Source organism: Perlucidibaca sp., assembly GCF_057084925.1.
The window spans coordinates 45,410-67,030 of sequence record NZ_JBXMRC010000007.1; the positions used below are offsets into that span (position 1 = coordinate 45,410).

16 protein-coding genes and 1 tRNA gene are annotated in these 21,621 nt (G+C 57.4%); 6 read left to right on the forward strand and 11 right to left on the reverse strand.

Annotated elements, in window-relative coordinates; genetic code table 11:
- Positions 1–84 precede the first annotated feature (84 nt).
- Genes AC14IB_RS01830 through queA form a run of 6 tightly spaced genes read right to left on the reverse strand, consistent with a single transcriptional unit; the run spans position 85 to position 6,206 of the window.
- The gene (locus tag AC14IB_RS01830; protein ID WP_484230292.1) at positions 85–759 is read right to left on the reverse strand and encodes a glutathione S-transferase family protein; all 675 of its coding nucleotides are present in this window, start codon (positions 757–759) and stop codon (positions 85–87) included.
- Positions 756–1,673 (reverse strand): protein translocase subunit SecF, encoded by a 918-nt coding sequence (secF, locus tag AC14IB_RS01835; RefSeq protein ID WP_484230293.1) that lies wholly within the window; start codon positions 1,671–1,673, stop codon positions 756–758. The genes AC14IB_RS01830 and secF overlap by 4 nt, the downstream gene beginning before the upstream one ends.
- Positions 1,674–1,682: 9 nt before the next feature.
- The gene (gene secD, locus AC14IB_RS01840) at positions 1,683–3,539 is read right to left on the reverse strand and encodes a protein translocase subunit SecD (RefSeq protein ID WP_068858231.1); all 1,857 of its coding nucleotides are present in this window, start codon (positions 3,537–3,539) and stop codon (positions 1,683–1,685) included.
- 58 nt (positions 3,540–3,597) lie between these two features.
- Positions 3,598–3,933, reverse strand: a complete 336-nt coding sequence (gene yajC, locus AC14IB_RS01845; protein WP_068858230.1) for a preprotein translocase subunit YajC — start codon at positions 3,931–3,933, stop codon at positions 3,598–3,600.
- Positions 3,934–3,948: 15 nt separating this feature from the next.
- Positions 3,949–5,067: a tRNA guanosine(34) transglycosylase Tgt gene (gene tgt / locus AC14IB_RS01850; protein ID WP_484230294.1), complete on the reverse strand. Its 1,119-nt coding sequence runs from the start codon at positions 5,065–5,067 to the stop codon at positions 3,949–3,951.
- Positions 5,067–6,206 (reverse strand): tRNA preQ1(34) S-adenosylmethionine ribosyltransferase-isomerase QueA, encoded by a 1,140-nt coding sequence (gene queA, locus AC14IB_RS01855; RefSeq protein WP_484230295.1) that lies wholly within the window; start codon positions 6,204–6,206, stop codon positions 5,067–5,069. The genes tgt and queA overlap by 1 nt, the downstream gene beginning before the upstream one ends.
- A gap of 89 nt (positions 6,207–6,295) precedes the next feature.
- Here queA and AC14IB_RS01860 point away from each other — a divergent pair.
- Positions 6,296–6,382 (forward strand) — tRNA-Leu (locus AC14IB_RS01860).
- A gap of 77 nt (positions 6,383–6,459) precedes the next feature.
- Complete coding sequence (locus AC14IB_RS01865) at positions 6,460–7,095, forward strand: RDD family protein (protein WP_484230296.1); 636 nt, start codon at positions 6,460–6,462, stop codon at positions 7,093–7,095.
- A 6-nt stretch (positions 7,096–7,101) separates the two neighbouring features.
- Here the strand turns inward: AC14IB_RS01865 and AC14IB_RS01870 are convergent, their stop codons facing one another.
- Genes AC14IB_RS01870 through lptF form a run of 4 tightly spaced genes read right to left on the reverse strand, consistent with a single transcriptional unit; the run spans position 7,102 to position 10,356 of the window.
- On the reverse strand, positions 7,102–7,521 hold the full coding sequence (locus AC14IB_RS01870) for a hypothetical protein (RefSeq protein ID WP_484230297.1): 420 nt from the start codon (positions 7,519–7,521) through the stop codon (positions 7,102–7,104).
- Entirely contained in the window at positions 7,518–8,207 is a 690-nt protein-coding gene (locus tag AC14IB_RS01875) for a PP2C family protein-serine/threonine phosphatase (RefSeq protein ID WP_484230298.1), read from the reverse strand. Before AC14IB_RS01875 ends, AC14IB_RS01870 begins: the two co-directional genes overlap by 4 nt.
- The gene (gene lptG / locus AC14IB_RS01880) at positions 8,207–9,274 is read right to left on the reverse strand and encodes an LPS export ABC transporter permease LptG (protein WP_484230299.1); all 1,068 of its coding nucleotides are present in this window, start codon (positions 9,272–9,274) and stop codon (positions 8,207–8,209) included. The genes AC14IB_RS01875 and lptG overlap by 1 nt, the downstream gene beginning before the upstream one ends.
- On the reverse strand, positions 9,271–10,356 hold the full coding sequence (gene lptF, locus AC14IB_RS01885; RefSeq protein ID WP_484230300.1) for an LPS export ABC transporter permease LptF: 1,086 nt from the start codon (positions 10,354–10,356) through the stop codon (positions 9,271–9,273). Before lptF ends, lptG begins: the two co-directional genes overlap by 4 nt.
- A gap of 172 nt (positions 10,357–10,528) precedes the next feature.
- Here lptF and AC14IB_RS01890 point away from each other — a divergent pair, with 172 nt between their 5' ends.
- The 4 genes from AC14IB_RS01890 to AC14IB_RS01905 all read left to right on the forward strand — a co-directional run bounded on the left by AC14IB_RS01890 (position 10,529) and on the right by AC14IB_RS01905 (position 16,197).
- Complete coding sequence (locus tag AC14IB_RS01890) at positions 10,529–12,031, forward strand: leucyl aminopeptidase (protein ID WP_484230301.1); 1,503 nt, start codon at positions 10,529–10,531, stop codon at positions 12,029–12,031.
- Positions 12,032–12,038: 7 nt separating this feature from the next.
- Entirely contained in the window at positions 12,039–12,470 is a 432-nt protein-coding gene (locus tag AC14IB_RS01895) for a DNA polymerase III subunit chi (protein WP_484230302.1), read from the forward strand.
- A 1-nt stretch (position 12,471) separates the two neighbouring features.
- On the forward strand, positions 12,472–13,290 hold the full coding sequence (locus AC14IB_RS01900; protein ID WP_484230303.1) for a hypothetical protein: 819 nt from the start codon (positions 12,472–12,474) through the stop codon (positions 13,288–13,290).
- Between the two features lie 66 nt (positions 13,291–13,356).
- A complete protein-coding gene (locus tag AC14IB_RS01905; RefSeq protein ID WP_484230322.1) occupies positions 13,357–16,197 on the forward strand; it encodes a valine--tRNA ligase in 2,841 nt (946 codons plus the stop codon).
- Between the two features lie 56 nt (positions 16,198–16,253).
- On the opposite strand, the gene AC14IB_RS01910 is transcribed toward AC14IB_RS01905, so the two are convergent.
- Entirely contained in the window at positions 16,254–21,593 is a 5,340-nt protein-coding gene (locus tag AC14IB_RS01910; RefSeq protein ID WP_484230304.1) for a Calx-beta domain-containing protein, read from the reverse strand.
- Between the last annotated feature and the right edge of the window lie 28 nt (positions 21,594–21,621).

Sequence of the window (21,621 nt, forward strand, 5' to 3'; positions counted from 1 at the left end):
GAGTGAAGTATGCGCAAAGAATTGCCTAAATTTTCAACAACAACAAGCCACTTTTGTGACTGCTTTGTAGTACTTGCGTGCCCATCAACTCATCAGCTGGTAGGGACCACCCTGCTCCAAGGCACGCTGATAGGCAGGCCGGTCATGGATTTTCTGCAAAAACCCCGATACTTTGGGCCATTTTTTATCTAAACCACCACGTGCTGCAGCGGCCTCCAGCGGAAAACTCATTTGAATGTCCGCTGCTGAAAAGCTGTCGCCGGCAAACCACTCGTGACGACCTAACTCCGCTTCAAAATAATTCAATTGCTGCAAAATTTGCGGATCAATAAAGCTTTTTTGAGCGCCTTCCGAGACCTTACGCACCAACGGGCGCAGCAGGGCTGGCAGGGCCGGCGACTTAGGCAGGAAGGAAAAAACCAGCTTAAGCAACAAGGGTGGCATGGCCGAGCCTTCGGCAAAATGCAGCCAATAGGTATAGCGCAAGCGCTCAGGAGTACCTAACGCGGGCTGCAAACGACCCTCGCCATAGCGCTCGACGAGATACTCAATAATCGCACCCGACTCCGCCACGGTAATGTTGTCATCAGTAATAACAGGCGACTTACCCAAGGGATGCACCGCTCGTAACTCAGGCGGCGCCAACATCGTCTTGGCATCCCGCTGATAGCGCACCACCTCATAGGGCAAGCCCAACTCCTCTAGCAGCCAGAGAATACGCTGCGAACGCGAATTATTGAGGTGGTGGACGCGAATCATGGACGGTCATCCTCTTCTTTGCTGACTTCAACAATAAAGTCTTCTTTCGATAGACCCATGGCTAAAGCGTAGCTGGTCGCAATGTAAATCGATGAGTAGGTGCCTGCAAACAAGCCAATCAGCATCGCCACCGAGAACCAGTGCAAGGCGGGCCCGCCCACCAGTAGCAGGGCAAAAACCACCAGTGCCACCGTTGCAACGGTCATGATGGTACGACGCAAGGTTTCAGTGAGCGAAATATCGACAATTTCCATGGCATCGGCTTTGCGTAATTTGCGGAAATTTTCGCGAATACGGTCGAAGACCACGATGGTGTCATTGAGTGAGTAGCCAATAAGTGCCAATACCGCCGCCAGCACGGTGAGATCAAAGGGCAAGCCTAAGAGCGAGAACATCCCAACGGTGAACAACACATCATGGAAGAGCGAAATCACGGCGCCGACGGCAAACTTGAAGCGGAAGCGCACCGCCACATAGATCATCATCATGACCAAAGATAAGCCAACGGCCATCAGCGAGTTAGCGTAGAGCTCGTCACCCACTTGCGAGCCCACGCTATCGACCTGACGAACCACGGCAGGGTTTTCAGGCGTACTCGCCAAACTGGCAATCTTCTGACCCAGACTAGTGGCATCGCCCGGTTGCGGCGGCATACGCACAATCACGGAGTTTGCATCGCCCAGATATTGCACGACCGCATCGTCCACATTGGCCGCTGCCAGTGCTCGGCTAATTTCCTGTTGCTGTACCGCTTGCTCAAAATGCAACTCAACGGCCGTGCCTCCGGTGAAGTCCAAACCTAAATTCAGACCCTTAGTCACCAATGACACAAAACCCACTAATACCACGGCAGCCGAAAAAATGGCCATGCCGCGGCGGAACCGCATGAAACGAATAATCCGGGGCTCAGACATGACGCGTCCTCAAATACTCAAGCGGGTGACGCGACGGCCACCATAAATTAATTGCACGAGGCCACGCGTAAACGTAATCGCCGTGAACATCGAAGTGAGAATGCCGATAGCCAACGTCACGGCAAAGCCTTTAATGGGGCCGGTACCGATCGAAAACAGGATGACGGCGACAATGAGCGTGGTTAAGTTGGCATCCAAAATTGTGCCGTAGGCTCGATCGTAACCAGCCACGATCGACGAGTGCGGTGACAGACCACGCGCAACCTCTTCACGAATACGCTCAAAAATCAGCACATTGGCGTCCACCGCCATACCCACTGTGAGGACAATGCCCGCAATACCGGGCAAGGACAGCGCAGCACCAATAGTACTCATCACCGCAATCAGCACCGCGACGTTAAAAAACAGTGCCACATTGGCCACCAAGCCGAAGACACGGTAAAAAATCGCCATGAATATAGCCACCAACGCGAAACCGACTTGCGTGGACAGCATGCCCTTGTCGATGTTGTCTTGGCCTAGGCTAGGACCTACCGTGCGTTCCTCAACAAAGTACATGGGCGCAGCCAAAGCGCCGGCACGTAACAGCAGCGCGAGCTCTTGACCTTCAGCCGGCGAATCCAAACCGGTAATACGGAATTGCGAACCGAGCACCGACTGAACCGTGGCCACGTTGATGACGCGTTTGTCCACATACGGCTCACGGACTTCCGTCACTTTGCCGGCTGCATCCGTATCAAAGCGCACGCGTTGCTTGTTTTCCACGAACAATACGGCCATCTGGCGACCCACGTTGTCGCGAGTGGCATCTGCCATTAGGCGTCCGCCGCGGGTGTCCAAATTAATATTGACTTGGGGCTGGGAGAACTCGTCGAAACTCGACTGCGCATTGGTGACGCGCTCACCCGTCACAATCTTACGCTTCTCCAGCAACACCATGCCGCCCTGACTGCGCTCGAAACGCTCAGTGCCGGGTGGCGTGGTAAAGCCTTCTGCGGAATCCATGCTGGTAAAGCGGAACTCCAGACTGGCTGTACGACCCAGAATACGTTTCGCTTCAGCGGTATCTTGCAAGCCAGGCAATTCCACCACGATGCGATTACTGCCCTGACGCTGCACGACGGCTTCCGCCACACCCAGCTCATTGATACGATTTCGCAGCGTGGTTAAGTTCTGACCAATCGCATAGTCAGTGATTTCACGACGTTTGGCTGGCGTGAAATCCAGCGCCAGGGTTGGCCCCTCAGCACCTTCCACTGCCGTGCCCAGAAAATCAGGCAGATCCGTGCGCAGTAAGGCCAGCGCCTCATCACGGTCCGCAGCGGAGGCAAAGCGCACCTCTAGCGCCCCATTAGGCAGCTCTGAAACCGTGCGATAGCTCAGCTGTTTGTCACGCAACAGCTTTTTAATATCGACAACATAGCCTTCTTGACGCTGCTCAAGCGCTTTGTTGACGTCCACTTCCAGCTTGAAGTGCACGCCACCCCGTAAGTCCAAACCTAACTTCATCGGCTTACCGCCGATGCTGCTCAGCCAAGCGGGCGTGGTCGGTGCCAAGTTCAGCGCCACCACATAGTTATCACCCAAAGCACGGCGTAAGATCGCCTGCGCCTGGACCTGCTGTTCTGGCGTTTTCAAGCGCAGCAGCACGCCTTTGGCCTGCACTTCATCACCATGGTGAGGGATTTTCGCCTCGTCCAAAGCAAAGGCGGCTCGCTTAAGTAAATCCGCATCCACCGGCACACTGGCTTGTGAACCCGAAACCTGCAAAGCGGGCTCATCAGGATAAAAGTTAGGAAGGGCGTAAATAGTACTGACCATCATGACGACGAAGATCAGAGCAAATTTCCAGGCGGGGAAACGCATGCGAACACCTGCAGACACAAAAAAAGAAAGCGCCCAACGGGGTCGGGCGCGGGAACACTCAGAGGCTCTTCAGCGTACCCTTTGGCAGGCTGGCAACCACGGAAGCTTTCTGCACTTTGACTTCTAAGGAGTCATTCAATGCAATCACGGCAAAGTCGCCTTCAAGTTTAACGATGCGACCCAACAAGCCACCGGCAAACACGACTTCATCACCCTTTTGCAGGTTATCAATGAGTGCGCGCGCTTCTTTTTGACGCTTGGCCTGTGGGCGCCACAGCAAAAAGTAGAAAATCACCACAAAACCGACCAGCATCACCAGCTGGCCCGTCATGGACGGTTGACCAGCAACAGCAGCGCCACCTTCAGCCATGGCATCAGAAATCAGGAAACTCATTACAACACTCCAGTTTTAAGGGTTAAGCGGGGGCGTGGGCAAGCCACGTCGGGCATAGAAATCATCCACGAAGGCCTGCAATCTACCGGTTTCAATAGCGTCGCGCAAACCCGCCATGAGGCGTTGGTAATAGCGCAGATTGTGAATGGTGCCGAGCTGAGCACCGAGCATCTCGCCACATTTATCGAGGTGATAGAGATACGCACGCGTGAAGCCTGTGCAGGCCTCGCAATCACAGTGCGGATCCAGCGGACCGGTGTCGGTTTTGTACTGACTATTGCGAATGCGAACCACGCCGTCGGTGACGAAATAGTGGCCGTTGCGCGCATTGCGGGTGGGCATGACGCAGTCGAACATGTCGATGCCACGGCGCACACCCTCGACCAAATCTTCGGGCTTGCCGACACCCATCACATAGCGCGGTTTGTCGGCAGGCAAATGCTCTGGCAAAAAATCCAAAATACGAATCATGTCTTCCTTGGGTTCTCCCACGGACAGTCCGCCGATGGCATAGCCGTCGAAACCAATCGCCTCTAACCCCGCCAGCGACTGCAAACGCAAATCTTCGTACATGCCGCCTTGCACAATCCCGAAGAGGGCATTGGGGTTATCACCATGGGCCTCTTTCGAACGCTTCGCCCAACGCAGCGACAGTTGCAGCGACTTGTCGGCTTCCTGATGCGTGGCCGGATATGGCGTGCACTCATCGAAAATCATCACGATGTCCGAACCTAGGTCACGCTGAATACGCATGCTTTCTTCGGGACTGAGGAAAACCTTGCTGCCATCGACCGGCGACTGAAACTTCACGCCCTCTTCGGTGATCTTGCGGAGCTTACCCAAGCTGAACACTTGGAAGCCGCCGGAGTCCGTGAGAATAGGCCCCTGCCACTGCGTGAAATCATGCAGATCACCGTGTGCCTTGATGACCTCGGTGCCGGGACGCAGCCACAAATGAAAGGTGTTGCCGAGAATAATTTCCGCACCGATGGCGTGAATATCTCGAGGCAACATGCCCTTGACCGTGCCATAGGTGCCCACCGGCATAAAGGCCGGGGTTTGCACCGTACCGCGATCAAACGTGAGTTCACCGCGACGCGCTTTGCCGTCGGTGGCTTTAAGGGTGAATTGCATCAGGACTCCGAAGGCTGACTCACGCCACTAGCCGCGGGCTCAGGCGAGATGAGGTCGCGGGAAATGAACATAGCATCGCCATAACTGAAAAAACGATAACGCTGAGCGATGGCTTCGGCATACGCCGCCAGCACCATTTCGCGTGATGCCAGCGCCGACACCAGCATAAGCAAGGTCGACTCGGGCAAATGAAAATTGGTCACCAACGCATCCACCAGCTGCCAAGGATAGCCCGGCGTGATAAACATACGGGTATCTCCCGCAAACGGCTTGAGCGTTTCAACGGAACGCCCGTTACCGGCGGGAAAACCAGCAGCTAACGACCACGAATCAGGATCAACGCCCTGCCCCGCCCATGCGGCCGATTCCAAGGCACGCACACTCGTTGTCCCCACGGCCACGACACGACCACCCCGGGCTTTCGCCGCTTGCACGGCAGCCACGGTCTCTGCGCTGACGGTAAGCCATTCGGCGTGCATGACATGGTCACGCAAATCGTCGGCACGTACGGGCTGAAACGTGCCCGCACCCACATGCAGGGTGACAAAGGCGATTTCAATGCTGTGATCACGCAGCGCAGCCAGCAAGGGCTCGTCAAAATGTAACCCTGCTGTTGGCGCCGCCACCGAACCGGCTTCTTGCGCATAGACCGTTTGGTAACGCTCTAAATCGGAGGCTTCGGCCGCCCGGCCAAAATAGGGCGGCAGCGGCATTTCACCGAGACGGGCCATAATGCCTTGCCAGGGTTCTTTGGCCACTAACAGAAACAGATCGCCAACACGTTCGCGCATGCAGACGCGCGTACCATCGGCCAACAGCAACTCACTGCCGGGCTTAGGCGACTTACTGGCGCGCACATGCGCCAAAGCTTCCTGCGGCGACGGCAGCCGCTCAATAAGAATTTCTGCCTGCCCGCCACTGGCTTTGCGGGCAAACAAACGCGCTGGCATCACACGTGACTGGTTAAACACCAGCAAATCACCGGGCGCTAGCAGTGTGGGCAAATCTCGCATACCACGATGCGCAACAATGCCGGTGGCCGCCTCCAGACAAAGCAAACGCGACGCGCTGCGCTCGGCTAGGGGATAGCGCGCAATCAGCTCATCGGGCAAGTCGAAATTAAAATCACTGCGCTGCATACCATCCGCGCTCAGCCAGAAAATGGGTGCGCAGTATAACAGGGCTTGACGACCTGCATGGCATCGCTATAATCCGCGCACCTTCTCGGGCCGAGATGGCGGAACTGGTAGACGCAGCGGACTCAAAATCCGCCGGTGGAGACATCGTAAGGGTTCGATTCCCTTTCTCGGCACCAATTTTTACCTCGTGTTACCTCTCTAATTTCCTTGCACTCCGTTACCATTCAGCTGTCTTAATGCTTGAGCGGAAGTCATGTCTCGTCGCACAGTTGCTCGCAAAAAACGTACCCCAGCCGCACCCATCACTCAAACACTGCCTCGCGCCGGCGTGGGTGTTCGACTCATCGCCTTGGTCTACGACAGCCTTTTGCTGGTTGCCCTCGTTGCGGTGATTAACGTCATTGTGATTGCGCTATTCACCCCATCCGCAGCTGCGACCGGCAGCACCGCCACCCTGCTCTCGCCGGCGATACGCCAAGGGCTGATGTTTCCCTTGTCGTTTGCCGCCATTTTCCTGTTTTACGGTTATTGCTGGACGCGCAGCGGGCAAACGCTGGGCATGCAAACCTGGCGCTTGGAAGTACGCGACCTCAATGGCCAACGCCTGACGTGGATGCGAAGCTTGCAGCGCTTTTTAGCGGCCTGTGCCTTGCCATTTCTGAGCGCCACCGCCTCGTGGGTGCTAAACCCGCAAGATGCCAAAGCATTGAGCTGGAGTGTTGCCATCGGCTTTGCGGCCAATTACCTCTGGGCCTTGCTGCCCTTCAGCGTGGGTGCGGGACGCAGCATGCACGACCAACTGTCGCAGACCGCTGTCTTGCGTGTGCCCGCGCCCGAGCGCAAACCGTATCGATTTTTAGGGCTTTTTGGCGATAAGTCGCAGCACTGATGCCGCTTAGAGTGTACTGACGTAGTAGAAGGTGACGAGCGCCAACCCCAAGAACAGTGTCCACCACGGTAGCTGCGCCAGCAGTGAGATCAGCTGCTGAGGAGCCATGGTGCGAAACTTGAACGCGGGCAAGGTCGGGAATGTGATCGTCTTGAGAGACGGCCATTTAAAGTCCCAAGACAACTGGGGCCTATTTTGCCAGCGCTCACGCCAACTAATTCGCACCGGCGCAACCACCGGTTGCAGACTGGCCAGCGCTTCTGGCGTTAAATCCTGGCTCAAATCATGCCAAGCCGCCTCTACAGAGCTGAGCATATCGCGGCGGGTACTCCACGCCGTTGCAGCATCCAGCTCACCGGCTAATTGCAGGCGCACTAACTCCAGAAGCGCGGCATTCACTTCACATAAATCATCACGCGGGTTCATGGCTGCAGGCTCCGATTCGAGCTGATGGCATCCGTTTCCACCTCAAGAATGATCAAGCTGAGGTTATCTCGCCCCCCGGCTGCTAACGCTTCTGCTATCAACTCTCGCTGTGCCAACTCTGGCTCCTGCGCTAACCAATAGCCCAGACGCGCATCGCTCAATTCGTTATGCAGTCCGTCACTGGCGAGCAAATAGCGATCGCCAGCTTGAACCCGCACCACCGCGAAGTCAGGCAAAAGCAGGCCATCGCCGATCAGTCGCGTAAGCTCATGGCTCGCGTCCAGATGATCCTGCGTGAGACGGGTCAGGGCCTGATCGCGCCAGCGATACAGACGCACATCTCCCACCCAAGCCACCAACCCCCATGTTTGCGTTAACCGCATTAAAGCTAGGGTACAACCCAGTGTACGGCGAGGTGTTTCTTGTTGGGCAAAGTCATGCAGCTGATCGTGCACAGCCAGTACTAAATCTTCTATTTGATCGACCGCATCCGGCAAAGAGGACTTTAGCTCCATGTGCTCAATGGCATGTGCAAGGGCGGCACTGGCAACATTCCCGGCATTAATGCCGCCCATGCCGTCGATGACAGCCCAAAGCCCGTCGTAATCGCGACAAACTAACGCATCTTCATTTTGGGCTCGGCGATTGCCAATATCGGTCGCCGACCATCGCTGCCAACTGGTCATCATCGCACCCGGTAAATAGCGTAGGCGCCAGCGCTGAGGCAGAGCGCAATGGGCAAAAGCGTGGCCCAGAATGGCGAGGCGTGAAAGAGCAAGCTGGCAAACCCGGCCGCATCCTGCGTGTATCGAAAAACCAGGCCAACCAGCACACCCGTAATAATGCGTAAACCCAAGGTTACTGAACGCAAAGGCCCAAAAATAAACGAGCAAGCAATCAGCACCATCGAAAACACGGCTAACGGACTCAGTGCCTTTTTCCAGAATTGCAGTTCGTAGTTTCCCGCGTCTAAGCCCTGATTATGCAAATACCGCGAATATAATCGAAGGTCAGCTAAGCCCAGTTGCTCAGGGTCTGCCGCGGCAACGCGCAGAAAATTAGGGGTTAAACGCACCGGCCAAAGCAACTGCGGCTGTGTTGAGATTTGGCTGCGACCATCCGCCAAAAAGGTGGTAACGCGCAGATCGCTTAAGCGCCAACCACTGCTGCCAAGGTATTCTCCCGTGGCGGCAAAACTGGCTTCCTGCAACAGGCCTTCGCTGTTGTATCGGTAACGACTCACACCGAGCAGCTGACCCTCTGGGGTCACGAGTTGGATGTTAATCAGCTCCTGCCCTTCGCGCTGCCAATACCCACTAATACGACCCGGCGTATAGTCTTGACCCTGGGCACGGGCTTTCAGTGTTTCTGCACGCTGATCGGTATGTGGGACGACAAACTCGCCCAAGGCCAGACCCATGATAATGATGCTCAGCGCACCGGCCATGACCCACGCCACAATACGCGAAATACTAATCCCGGCGGCCCGCATCACGGTCAACTCAGAACTTGATGCCAGTGAACCTAGTCCTACCAAGGCACCAATAAGCGCCGACATTGGCAAAATCGTATAAATGTGTCCCGGCATCACATACAGGGTATAGCGGAAAGCATCCCACGCGCCGTAACTGCCTTTAACGTTATCCAACTCGCCAATAAAGCTAAAGACCAGATCAAGCCCAAGCAGCAAGGCCTGAACCAATAACATACTGGCCAGCACCGTTAAACTGACGTATCGCCCCAAACGACTCATGTGCCAGCACTCCGACGCGGCTTACCATGCAACATGACCAAGGCTAAGAATAGATAGAGCCCATGCACGGCCCAATACGCACTGCTCCGTAATGACTCTTTTTCAACACCGTTTTTCACAGCCGCCAGCAGCACCACATAGCTCAAATACAACACGATAGCGGGCAACAATTTGAGATAGCGTCCTTGCCGTGGATTGGCCTTTGCCAAGGGCAGTGCCAACAAAGCAATAATCGGCACCATTAAGACCAAGGAAGTACGCCAACCCCACTCTGCGGCCGCCATAGGCGAGCCGGTGCGGACCTGCCAAAGCGCTGGTGTAGAGAGTGCTGATAAATCCTTACTGACCACCTGCGTTTCGGTTTGCTTTAAACGCAAGCGGTAGCGCTCAAAGGCGACTCGTTGATAATCCGCGCTGCCAGCACGCAGCAGCCAGCGCTCACCATCGCGCAATTCGACGGTGTCTGGACCGAGAACGGGATCGTTCACACGTCGCCCCTCGCGTGCCCTAACAATGACCTGTCGCTCTCCCGTGGCTTGATCATTCTCCGCACGCGTCTCTAGCAACACCACCGAGCGCAAAACGGAGCGATCAGGGCTTAAATCGGCATACAGCATGCGTTCACCAACCCGCTGAAAGCGACCGGGCTGAATCAATTCAAAGGTGCTTCGGTTGGCTTGCTCAGCGTAAATACGATTGGATTCGGCAACCCCGCTGGGCGACCACCAAAGCGCCATCAACGCGGTTAGGCCTGCAACAAAGAGTGTGCTAGGCAGCAGCCAGCGCATGAGGTGTTGAGGGCCGATCCCCGCCGCCGCGAGTACGGCAATTTCATTGTCTAAATAGAGTCGGCCTAGGGCCAGCAACAGACCAATGAAAAGACCCAGAGGCAAAATGAGCTCGAGAAACCCCGGTAAGCGATACCATAGCACCGCGGTGAGAAGATCCACCGCAATTTTGCCATTTGCCGCCTTCTCGAAAAACTGAATGACGCGACTGCTCATCAGGATCACCGTGAGCAAGCCGGCTACCGCAAAGCTGGTCGCCAAGACTTGTGTGGCGAGGTATCGACGGATGATCACACAGGCGTCCTTGAATAAACGACACATTGAAAATAGCGATCAGGGCGCGTGCTTCGCACTGGCAAAAGCCGTCCTGACCATTACACTAGAGCGAGATTATCAAACATCCATCCGGCTTTGTCTTGCCACATGATGTTACCGCCATAACCCTGCATTTTGTCTGGAGAAATTCATGGATCTCGCCGTTGCTGCTGTCGCCCCTGCCGCCCTTGCCTTAGATAAACACCCGGCGTTGGTTGTGGCTGTTTCTGGAAAATCCCTCAGTGCCAGCGCTACCGCACTGGATATTGCCTCCGAAGGTGCGCTCGCCAACGCCCTGGCACATGCAGATTTTGATGGCAAAGCCGGTCAAACACTCGCCCTATACAGCCTGCCCGGCATCAAAGCGGGTTTAGTACTGATTGTAGGCACGGGCAACCTGCCTGAAAGTGGTGAGCTTTCCATTCAGGTCTGGCACAAAGTGGCGATAGCCAGCGTAAAAGCGCTGCCAGGAAAAATGGGTAAAGCCTTATCGACGCTCGCGGAACTGCCCGTTACTGGCAGCACATTGTCCAGCCGTATTAGCGACCTTGCACGCTTTGCACTGGAAGCGAGCTACCGTTTTGATACTTATAAATCGAAAAAGCCAGCATCCGGTGACTTGCTGGCCAAGCTCACATTGGCCTTTGCCGATAAAGCGGATTTAAAAGCCGCTAAGGAAGCCTTGGTCTGGGGCCAGTGCATCGGCACCGGCCAAAACTTTGCGCGTGACCTCGGTAACCAGCCGCCCAACGTAGCCTACCCCGGCTATCTCGCTGAAATGGCGCGCGCCTTAGGAGATGACGGCAGCGTGGACGTCAATGTGTTGGGCGAGGCCGAAATGCACAAGCTCGGCATGCATTGCCTGCTTTCCGTCTCGGCCGGCTCCGCACACGAAGCCCAACTGGTGACCATGACCTACAACGGCGGCAAGGCCAAAGATGCCCCCGTGGTGCTGGTCGGCAAAGGCATTACCTTTGATACCGGCGGCATCAGCCTAAAGCCGGGCGCTGGCATGGACGAAATGAAGTACGACATGTGTGGCGCTGCGTCGGTGCTTGGCGTGATGGCGGCAGTCAAGCTCGCCAAGCTCAAGCTCAATGTGGTCGGAGTCATTGCCTGTGCCGAAAACATGCCCTCGGGCACGGCCACACGTCCTGGCGATATTGTGAAAACCATGTCTGGCCAGACCGTGGAAATTCTCAACACGGACGCGGAAGGTCGCCTCGTGCTCTGTGATGCGCTGACCTATGTTGAGCGCTTCAAGCCTGCCGCCGTGGTTGATATTGCCACCCTCACTGGCGCCTGTGTGGTCGCACTCGGCAAGGTCGCCTCCGGCCTGTTTTCAACTCAGGATGCGCTGGCTGACGAACTCCTCGCCGCCGGCCAGCGTGTCGATGACCGTGCCTGGCGCATGCCCGTCTGGGACGATTACCAAGAACTGCTGGACTCGCCCTTTGCCGATATCGCCAACATCGGCGGCCCCACGGCCGGCTCCATCACGGCAGCCTGCTATTTGGCACGTTTCACTAAGGCCTATCCCTGGGCACATCTCGACATCGCCGGCACGGCTTGGCTGAGCGGCGCGCAAAAGGGCTCGACCGGTCGCCCGGTGCCGTTGCTGCTGGAATTCCTGCGCGCCCGCGCGGCAGCCTGAGGCGCTCGTGGAAATCACCTTCTATGTGCTCGCAGCGGACGCGCCCTTGTCGGCGCGCCTGACCACGGCCTGCCGGCTCGTCGATAAAGCCTGGCAACAGAATCGCAAGGTCTTGTTGCAGGCGGCCAGTCGTGCCGAAGCGGAAGCGCTGGATGAGCTGCTCTGGGCCTTCAAGGCCGAAGCCTTTATTCCGCATCACTTGGTCGGTGACGGCCCGACGCCGCCACCGCCGGTACGCATCGGCTGGGAGGCACTGCCCAGTGACAGCCGCGACATTCTGATCAATCTCAGCGCTGACATTCCGGCCGGTTTCGAACATTTTCAGCGTGTGATCGAGATCGTCGCCGGCAGCAGTGAAGAGCGCGAGCAGGCACGCGGGCACTGGAAGGAATACAAGCGTTTAGGCTATGCCGTTCAGGCTCATGAGTTGAAAAGTTGAGATGAACTGGCTCGCCGTGTTGTCGCCACTCAGTGCTTGGTTGGTCATGCTTGCATTGAGCGCGCGTGCTGCGGGTGAGGCCCGCCTGCCGTTTCGTGAATTACTGACGCTACGGCACGTGTTTTGGGCCTACGCCCTGCCCACGTCGTTCATTCTGCTGCTGCAATTCCTTGCATTCATCGACCATTTGGCTAGCTTAGGTTTGCTCATTTGCCTCTTGTCGGGCTGCGGCACCTCAGGCGCCGCCCTTGCGCGTAAGACCGGCACGGCCTCGAGTAGCGTCGTGGCACTCATGGTGGCCAGCGCCGCCATCGCGATGGTGACCCTGCCATTAGCCACGCTGGTCTTACTGGGAGGCCATGAGGCCTCCATCAGCGCCTTTGTGGTTTTAGCCTCACTGATTTTGGCGCAATGGCTGCCCTTCCAACTCGGGCTGGCGTGGTTTCAACGTCACCCCGTCTCTCCCAGTCTGGCAGCCAATCTTGAGCGCATGGCCTCACTCTCAGTCTTAGTGCTGATTGTGCTGATTGCCTGGCGTGAACTGCCGCGCCTGCCCGATCAACCCCAAATCGCTGCTGCTGCTGCAGGGCTGGCAATTTTGCTGGGGCTGGTCAGCCATCAAGCCACAGCACCGCATAAAGGCCTAAACAGCATGGTCGTTATTCGCAACCTCACCGCCGCCACGCTGGTGGCCAGCCAACTCACCGTTGCTGAGACGGTCATGGCGGCGCTCTGTGCCTTTGGCGTGGTGATGTATCCGGTTGCACTTCTGCAAGTTTGGCGCGCTGGCGCCACACGCAACGCCAGCGCCCCGCTATAATCGGCGTTTTCCACGCTACACCGCTGTGCATGCCGGGGTAGCCGACTAGTTTTTTGCGAGATCATGATGGAACCGACTTTTAACCCCGCCGATATCGAACGCCGCTGGGCCGAACGCTGGGAAGCCGAAGGCTGCTTTAAGCCATCGGGCACCGGCACGCCTTACTGCATCATGATCCCGCCGCCCAATGTCACCGGCTCGCTGCACATGGGCCACGGCTTCAACAACGCGATCATGGATGCCCTCGTGCGCTTCCACCGCATGCGCGGCCACAACACGCTCTGGCAGCCGGGCACCGACCACGCCGGCATCGCCACGCAGATGGTGGTCGAGCGCCAGCTCGCCGCCAACGGTGTCAGCCGCCATGACCTCGGCCGCGACAAGTTCCTGGACAAGGTCTGGGAATGGAAGGAGGAGTCCGGCGGCACCATCACCCGCCAGATCCGTCGCCTCGGCTCATCGGTGGACTGGTCGCGTGAGCGCTTCACCATGGACGCGGGTCTGTCCAAGGCCGTGCAGGAGGCCTTCGTGCGTCTGCACGAGGATGGCCTGATCTATCGCGGCAAGCGTCTGGTGAACTGGGATCCGAAGCTGCACACGGCGATCTCCGATCTGGAAGTGCTGTCGGAAGAAAAAACCGGCTCGATGTGGCATTTCCGCTATCCGCTGGCGTCGGGGAATGGCCATCTCGTGGTCGCCACCACGCGTCCGGAAACGATGCTCGGTGACAGTGCCGTCGCGGTGCATCCGGACGACGAGCGCTACACACACCTGATCGGCGAGATGATCCGCTTGCCGGTCACCGGCCGCCTGATTCCGATCATCGCCGACACTTATGTGGACAAGGACTTCGGCACCGGCTGCGTGAAAATCACGCCGGCGCATGACTTCAACGACTATGAAGTGGGCAAGCGTCACGACCTGCCGCTGATCAATGTGCTCGACCGCGATGCTGCCATCCTGGCGACCTTCGAAGTCATGGCCGGCGGCACGTTCGCGCCGCTACCTGCAGAGACCAGCCCAGCTGCTTTCGCTGGCCTCGACCGTTTCGTGGCGCGCAAGCAGATTGTGGCACTGGCCGAGGCCGAGGGCTGGCTAGAAGAAATCAAGCCGCACGCGCTCAAGGTACCAACCGGCGACCGCTCCGGCGTGGTCGTCGAACCTTGGCTGACAGACCAGTGGTACGTGAAGGCCTCCGTGCTTGCCAAACCCGCGCTGGAAGCCGTCGAGGACGGCCGCATCAAGTTCGTGCCCGAGCAGTACCAGAACATGTACTACGCCTGGATGCGCGACATTCAGGATTGGTGCATCTCGCGACAACTCTGGTGGGGCCATCGCATTCCGGCCTGGTACGACAACGAAGGTCGCGTCTATGTCGGTCGCGATGAAGCGGAAGTGCGCGCCAAGCACGGCCTCGCCGCCGACGTCGCGCTGCGCCAGGATGACGACGTGCTCGACACCTGGTTCAGCTCGGCGCTGTGGACCTTCTCCACGCTCGGCTGGCCGGACAAGACGCCGGACCTGAGCACCTTCCACCCGACCAACGTGCTGGTCACCGGCTTCGACATCATCTTCTTCTGGGTCGCGCGCATGATCATGATGACCATGCATTTCATCAAGGACGAGGACGGCACGCCGCAGGTGCCGTTCAAGACCGTCTACGTGCATGGCCTGGTGCGCGACGGCGAAGGCCAGAAGATGTCCAAGTCCAAGGGCAACGTGCTCGACCCGCTCGACATCATCGACGGCATCTCGCTCGATGACCTCGTGGCCAAGCGCACCACCGGCCTCATGCAGCCTAAGATGGCCGAGAAGATCGAGAAGGCCACGCGCAAGGAGTTCCCGGAAGGCATCCGCGCCTTCGGCACCGACGCCCTGCGCTTCACCAACTGCGCGCTGGCCTCGACCGGCCGCGACATCAAGTTCGACATGAACCGTGTCGAAGGCTATCGCAACTTCTGCAATAAGCTCTGGAACGCGACGCGCTATGTGCTGTCGCAGACCGAGGGTCAGGATGTAGGGCTCGATGAATCGCTGCCCTTGGCCCGCTCGGTAGCCGACCGCTGGATCATCTCTCGCCTTCAAGAAACAGAGGCCGCCGTCATTGCGTCGATGCAGGAATACCGTTTCGACCACGTCGCTCAAACCATCTACGACTTTGTCTGGAACGAGTATTGCGACTGGTATTTGGAGCTGACCAAGCCGGTGCTGGCTGAAGGCACAACGGCCAGTGCCGATGAGCAGCGCGCGACTCGCCGCACCTTGGTGCGCGTGCTCGAAACTATCTTGCGCATTACGCATCCGCTGATGCCATTCATTACCGAAGAGATCTGGCAGCGCGTGAAGCCGCTCGCCGGCGTCGAGGGCGAATTCCTCATGCTGGCGCGCTTCCCCGAGCCTGATCTGTCACGGGTAGATGCCGACGCGGCGACCGAAGTGGCGTGGATTCAACAGGTCATTGCCGGATTGCGCAACATCCGTGGCGAACTCGGCATCTCACCGGGTAAACCGCTACCGCTGCTGGTCACCAACGCCTCAACGGAAGACGCCGCCCGCCTCAACCGCCAAGCCGCGCTACTGCGCTTCGTGGGTCGCCTCGAAAGCATTAGCGTGATTGCCAGCGAAGCCGAGCTGCCACCCGTATCGACCGCACTCGTCGGTAACATGACATTGGGCGTGCCCCTGGCCGGGCTGATTGATGTGGCCTCGGAAATCGCGCGTCTAGACAAAGAGATCGCCCGACTAGCGCAGGAAGTCGCCCGCGTTGAAGCCAAACTCAGTAATGAGTCTTTCGTGGCGCGCGCACCGGCTGATGTCGTTGCGAAAGAGCGCGAGAAAATCGCGGATAACCAGCGCGCTCAAGCGGCACTGGCGGCACAGCGCGAGAAGATAGCGGCACTCGCCTAAGCGTCAAGAAGCCGCTGCGTGGGGCATGATTTATGCCCCACGCAGGCTGCGACGACTCACTGCATCCACGGTCTAAAACTACACTGCTCGCAGAAGCGCGTGTCTCTACCCGACTCGTCAGAAATGTAGGGGAAATCTGACGTATACGTTCGGCGCCACGGCCCATCGGTTACGCGGAAAGCATTCGAGCTCAGCTCATAGCGCGTGGCGCCACCCGGGCAATCCATCGGCATGATTTTGCTAAGCTGATAGTCGAGCAGATCCGGTAGTAGCGCACGCAAACCCGTTGCTGCGCGGCCGGGCAAGTGATCGGCCGGAGCGGTCATCACATCCTGAATACAGCCGATGACCTCGAAGCGATACAGGCCCAGAGGCGTACTACCCATACGCGCAGGGAAGGCTTTAAAGGCCTCAAAGTTGGCCGTCCACTCCCAAGCAAATTGACCTGCATAGGTAGACACCATGCCCGGCAAACCTTGCGGCCAATGCACCCGCGTTTGCACCTCACCTGTCATGTCCGCAAACGGTTGCCAGCTTTGGCAACTTCCTGCATTTTCCTGAATACAACGAGAAACCGTCACGAAAGGATTATCGATTTGGGTATTTCCCCCGCGCCAACGGAAGGTAGCGGCACTAAAGAGCGGAATCGTGCTGGGCTGACGCACCGCTTGCGCCGGACCTTGATCAGCTGGCAATGCCGCCAGCCAGGCATCGTAGGCAGCACCGGTGACTTGGCCCAACGCCAACGATTGCGCCTTCTGACGCACCTCATCCACTTGCGCTAAGGCATCATGCGGTTCGGCCAATAACTCAGGGCCTCCCTTCATCGCGCCCGCCATTTGCACCAGGCGAGTCACCATATAATCCGCTGTATGCGGGCCGTAACTGGTCAGCGCCTTACGGTAACTATCGCGGCTCATAAACTCTCGGTAACTCACCGTGTAGCCGACATAGTCGCCGGCATGACCAATGCCCACGGGCAAGGCGTAGCCGCGTTGAGGTGGTAGCTCCGTGCGACTGAAGTTGCCCCAAATACGGCGTGTATCCGTAGCCTCGGCATTCGCAGCCAAGACATTCTCCACACGATCCCACCCTTGGGCATCGTTATGAATTTGCGCACGCACGCGATCGCGGCGGCCTCCCTCGTTATCTAAGACGCCGGGGATATTGGTGGGGAACTCGCGAACATCGTAGTAGGCGTTGCGCTGCAAATTACAGGCTGCAGCGTAGCGAGCGTCACGTGGGATTAAGCCCTTATCTTCGGCGACGCAGTACCAATCAAAGCCCGCATAAATATCATCAGCTGTTTGATTTAAACGGGACTCCAAATTCAAGATAAGGTCCGCCTGAGCCTCGCAAGCGCAGGAGGCCAGCAATACTTCCCCGATACGAAAGGCCTGAAGGAAAATGCGTAAATTCTCTTCAATACCCGTAAATGCGGTGGCGTCGTAGTGATCGGGCAAGGGAATGCCTTCGGCTTTCAACGTGGCATAGACCAACCCAAGCTGCCCGCTCAGCGGATTGTCGCCCGGGAAGCCATAGCGGCCACAGTCCGGGAAGCCCGCAATTGGCACCCCCACATCGCCCTCTACGGTCGTCTTGGTACTGCAATTCGACACCGCAGGGTATGGGTGCGACAGCGGCCCAGGAACTTTCGCATTGCGATAATCCACGACAAAGTCGCTGCTTAATTTCACTGAACCTTCTTTACGGCCAATGGCATGCCAGGCCTTCAGAACATCATCGGCGAGAAAGCGCACGGCACGCTCTAGTTGTGCATAGCCTTTGTGATTCCAATCACGCACCACGCCTTGGCCCGGCGCACATTGCGAGTCCCGTGAGCCCGAGGGCGCATGACGACCACACACTTGGCCATCATCAGCCATGAGCTGCTCGCTATTGCCCGAGGCTTCCGCACTGCCCACATCGCCCTGACTAAAGACCAAGGGAACACCCGCCTCACGATCCACAAATCGCTCCAACGCCGCGAGAAAGTCGGCGCTATGCAGCTTGTGGGTATCTAAAGACTCTGGGTGCTCACCCCAGTTCATCCAAATCGCCAACGGCTTAGGTGCTTGCGGTTTAGACATATCGTCCAGACGCATCACGGTGAGGCCAAGATCGCCGTACTCCAGCGGATAACCCGCCGGCGTGCCGTCATTGGCTACTGCCAATCTCACCACATTGCCTTTAAAAATCTTGTGACGAATCACCGTGGCACCCATGCGTGCTGGCACCAGATTGGTTTCCGCCTGCAAAATGGCAGAGGCCATAGCGCGTGCTTGGCGCTCAAAGAAACGCGGGTCAAAAATATCTTGGAAAATCCAGACACCCCAGGCCGGTGTAGCAGAGTAGGACGACGAGTGATTGTGCGTCACCATGTGTAGAATTTGCTCGTAGCCGACCTGCGAACCGGCGGCTTGCAAGAGCTGGCCAACGCGCCGGAGCAATGCATCTTGCGCTAAATAATTGTCGGTTTTGATAAGCGCAATGCGCTTCTTATTAATCCCTTCCAGCACAATGGCACGCGCCGTTAAGCGCGACTGCACACCATAACTGGACTCTTTAGACTTATGCGTCAGGAATGGGTCAATGTCGCCACCACTTAAGCCATCTGGCTTATCGGTGACATCGCAATACTGGCCAGCGCAGTAACCAACATCGGGCGTCATATCCACAACGGCAACACCGGCACGGGCCACATCACCGGGAGCCACGCCCGTCAACAAATTGCTCAGGCCCGTCGCCGGGTCCTCACTGGCAAACACCGCCAAGCCGGCATTCAATAATTCACTCGCGGCTTGGATGGCATGACTCAATACCGTTTGGACACCGCTCACCACCCCATTCCATTGCCCGGAAATGGCTGCTTGGATCGTATTTAGGAGATCCACCAGCGCATTTTGCAGCATGCCCATCAGGCTGACAGGTGCGGAGCGATCAGCGCCCACAGGTACTTGAGCGCCCACCGATTGGCTAGGTGATAAGACATCGTCCGTTGCCGTTAACAGTTGGCATTGCGGCGGCAGTTCACCGGCGGTGAAGCCGATGCGCGCGCTGGCTTTCTGAATTGAGCAAGCCACATGATCGCCAATATGGGGCGATGACATAAGCACAAAATGATCCGGGCAAGAGCCCTCATCCATTAAGCGCCCCGCCTCATAGCCTAAAGGCGAGGTGATGGGGCTTAGTACATCGCGACCGTTGCTTTCAAACTCGCCCGGCGGGCAGAAAAAATACGTCGCACCTTGGGCGACGACCTGATCATAACTACTGGCCGGCCCCATATAACCCAAGAAGTCATTCGTGGCACCTAAGAAGAAATGCATTTGCGCCCCGCCTACCCCACCGGCGTCACGCAGCTGTTGCTGAGCATTTGGGAACTCTTCGCCGGGGGCCGTGCCGAAGAACAAATCGCCAATACGGAATGCGCCCGCAAACGTACCCAGGAGGTTGCCATTGAGGAAGGGCGGCAAAATGGCGCGGTCAATGCTGGCCTGGGTATCGGAGGGGTAGCCGCGTCCAGGAATGCCGACAAAGGGCGCATAGTTGCCAAAGAAAATGGGGTTCGTCACGGTTTCACGAATAAACCACTCTGCGCTCGCGATGCGGTCTCCCTTCACGCGCACAAAGGGCTTTACCCCTGGCACTCCTGTCGTCGCTGACTCACTTTGGTAAAGCGAGTCGAGGAAATAGCGTAGCCGCGCACGCGCTGACTTTTCACGCGCTAAGTTGCGCACGGTGCCATCACCTTCATCATTTTCAGATTTGAAGTCGGTGCGACCCAAGGTGCCCACAGTAGCCAAGCCCACAGCACCGTCTGTATCCAGCATGGCGGCGGCCCAACCGGTCCAGTCTCCGGAAAAAACAGCATCGCCGGTGTCGTCTAAGACTGTGGCATGGGGCGAGTAATTGATAAATGTCGCGATACGAGCACCCGTATCGGGGTGACGAGCCTCGAGCACACGAAACTCATCGTCAACCCATTTATTGGGGTCAAAGTTGTACAGCGACTTTACCGTGCAGCGCGGCAACTTGGACTTTCCGAGGTTCGCGTTTGCATCAATAAAATACTGGGCAGGACAGGCAATTTTGTCGCCATCAATCGCCCCAACATACAGCTCAGCGGGCTGGCGCTGCTGCCACGCTTGTTTGGCCGCCGTCAGCATGTCTTGCTGGAGTCGGCTGTAGAAGCTGGCTGGCACGCCACCCCAAATGCCAATGGTGTCAGGGGCGCGATGCGAATGGTCCGACTGAATAAAGATCCGGTCCACGGGGATGCCCAAAGCCTCAGCCAAACGTACTCGCGTGTCATAGAGGCCAGGACGCTTAAGCACACGACCATCGGTGGTCACTTCATCTTTATAGGCCGCGAAAACACCAATGGCGCTGGTCGTGATGATGACGACCGACTGCTCTTGCTCAGTGGCAATCGCCTCGCGGCTCACCACCATCGCACGGGTAAACAGCGTGTCCTGGCCACCAATCGCATTGGGTCGAGACGCCGCGGCATACCAGCCGCAGAAAATGCCATATCCGCCGGTACACAGCGATTCGGTTGGCGTGCTATCCACGCGTGAGGCGCCGACCTTGAAGGGCGACTTCAGGTCGTCATTATTAATCGTGATTTCCGCGCGATCTTGACCCGCTTCTGCAACCCCACCAACGACCTCTAGAATTTTGACGGTGAAGGATTCATCGGGTTCAAAACGCCCATCGCCACGAATATCAAACGGCACCACTACCGAGAGCTGGCCCGCAGGAATGGTCACTGAGTCACTGACACGCCCGACATAATCGGCCAGTCCGCTGGTGCTGATGGCCGAGTTATCAACACTGGTGAACTTGACCACAGTGGCTTGGTCCAATACCTCTGCTAATCGAAACGTTGCCACGGCCTGCGTTACGCCACGCTGACCTTCTGCCACCGACTGGCCCAGCACACTCACGCGCGCTTGCGCTTGGTCGTCATTGGTGAGTGTGAGGCGTTGATTCGGCAACGGCAGAGTGGCTTGTTGCGGCTCGGACAACCGCAACGTCAAGGCTTCATCGGGCTCCACGGTGGTATCACCGAGAATGGTGAGATTAGCCGTTGCCTCGGTTTGCATCGGCGCAAAGGTCACGACCGTGTCTAATACCTCAAAATCTTGAGCGGTCGCTGTGTCTGGCAACGCCTGAAGGCGCACGGAACTCGCCGCGGATAGATCTTCGCCTTGTCGCCGAAGTGTTAGCGCCAGAACACGAGGGGCATCACCCTCTGGCACAGCCGCCGGGCTAACCTGCATCGTTATCGTGGGCAACGTACGTGAGCTGGGGATTTTGACGGACGAATCTTCGCCACAGGCCACTAAAAGGGCAGTTGTCAGCCACAGGCATGAGCTCAGAACATGGCGCATGACATTTCTCTTTATTATTTTTATTACC

Coding starts and splice junctions, on each gene's coding strand:
- secF (WP_484230293.1), bottom strand. CDS start 1,673: ATGTCTGAGCCCCGGATTATTCGTTTCATGCGGTTCCGCCGCGGCATG.
- lptG (WP_484230299.1), bottom strand. CDS start 9,274: ATGAGTCGTTTGGGGCGATACGTCAGTTTAACGGTGCTGGCCAGTATG.
- tgt (WP_484230294.1), bottom strand. CDS start 5,067: ATGCAATTCACCCTTAAAGCCACCGACGGCAAAGCGCGTCGCGGTGAA.
- AC14IB_RS01830 (WP_484230292.1), bottom strand. CDS start 759: ATGATTCGCGTCCACCACCTCAATAATTCGCGTTCGCAGCGTATTCTC.
- yajC (WP_068858230.1), bottom strand. CDS start 3,933: ATGAGTTTCCTGATTTCTGATGCCATGGCTGAAGGTGGCGCTGCTGTT.
- AC14IB_RS01890 (WP_484230301.1), top strand. CDS start 10,529: ATGGATCTCGCCGTTGCTGCTGTCGCCCCTGCCGCCCTTGCCTTAGAT.
- AC14IB_RS01900 (WP_484230303.1), top strand. CDS start 12,472: ATGAACTGGCTCGCCGTGTTGTCGCCACTCAGTGCTTGGTTGGTCATG.
- AC14IB_RS01870 (WP_484230297.1), bottom strand. CDS start 7,521: ATGAACCCGCGTGATGATTTATGTGAAGTGAATGCCGCGCTTCTGGAG.
- AC14IB_RS01905 (WP_484230322.1), top strand. CDS start 13,357: ATGGAACCGACTTTTAACCCCGCCGATATCGAACGCCGCTGGGCCGAA.
- secD (WP_068858231.1), bottom strand. CDS start 3,539: ATGCGTTTCCCCGCCTGGAAATTTGCTCTGATCTTCGTCGTCATGATG.
- AC14IB_RS01875 (WP_484230298.1), bottom strand. CDS start 8,207: ATGACCAGTTGGCAGCGATGGTCGGCGACCGATATTGGCAATCGCCGA.
- AC14IB_RS01865 (WP_484230296.1), top strand. CDS start 6,460: ATGTCTCGTCGCACAGTTGCTCGCAAAAAACGTACCCCAGCCGCACCC.
- queA (WP_484230295.1), bottom strand. CDS start 6,206: ATGCAGCGCAGTGATTTTAATTTCGACTTGCCCGATGAGCTGATTGCG.
- AC14IB_RS01910 (WP_484230304.1), bottom strand. CDS start 21,593: ATGCGCCATGTTCTGAGCTCATGCCTGTGGCTGACAACTGCCCTTTTA.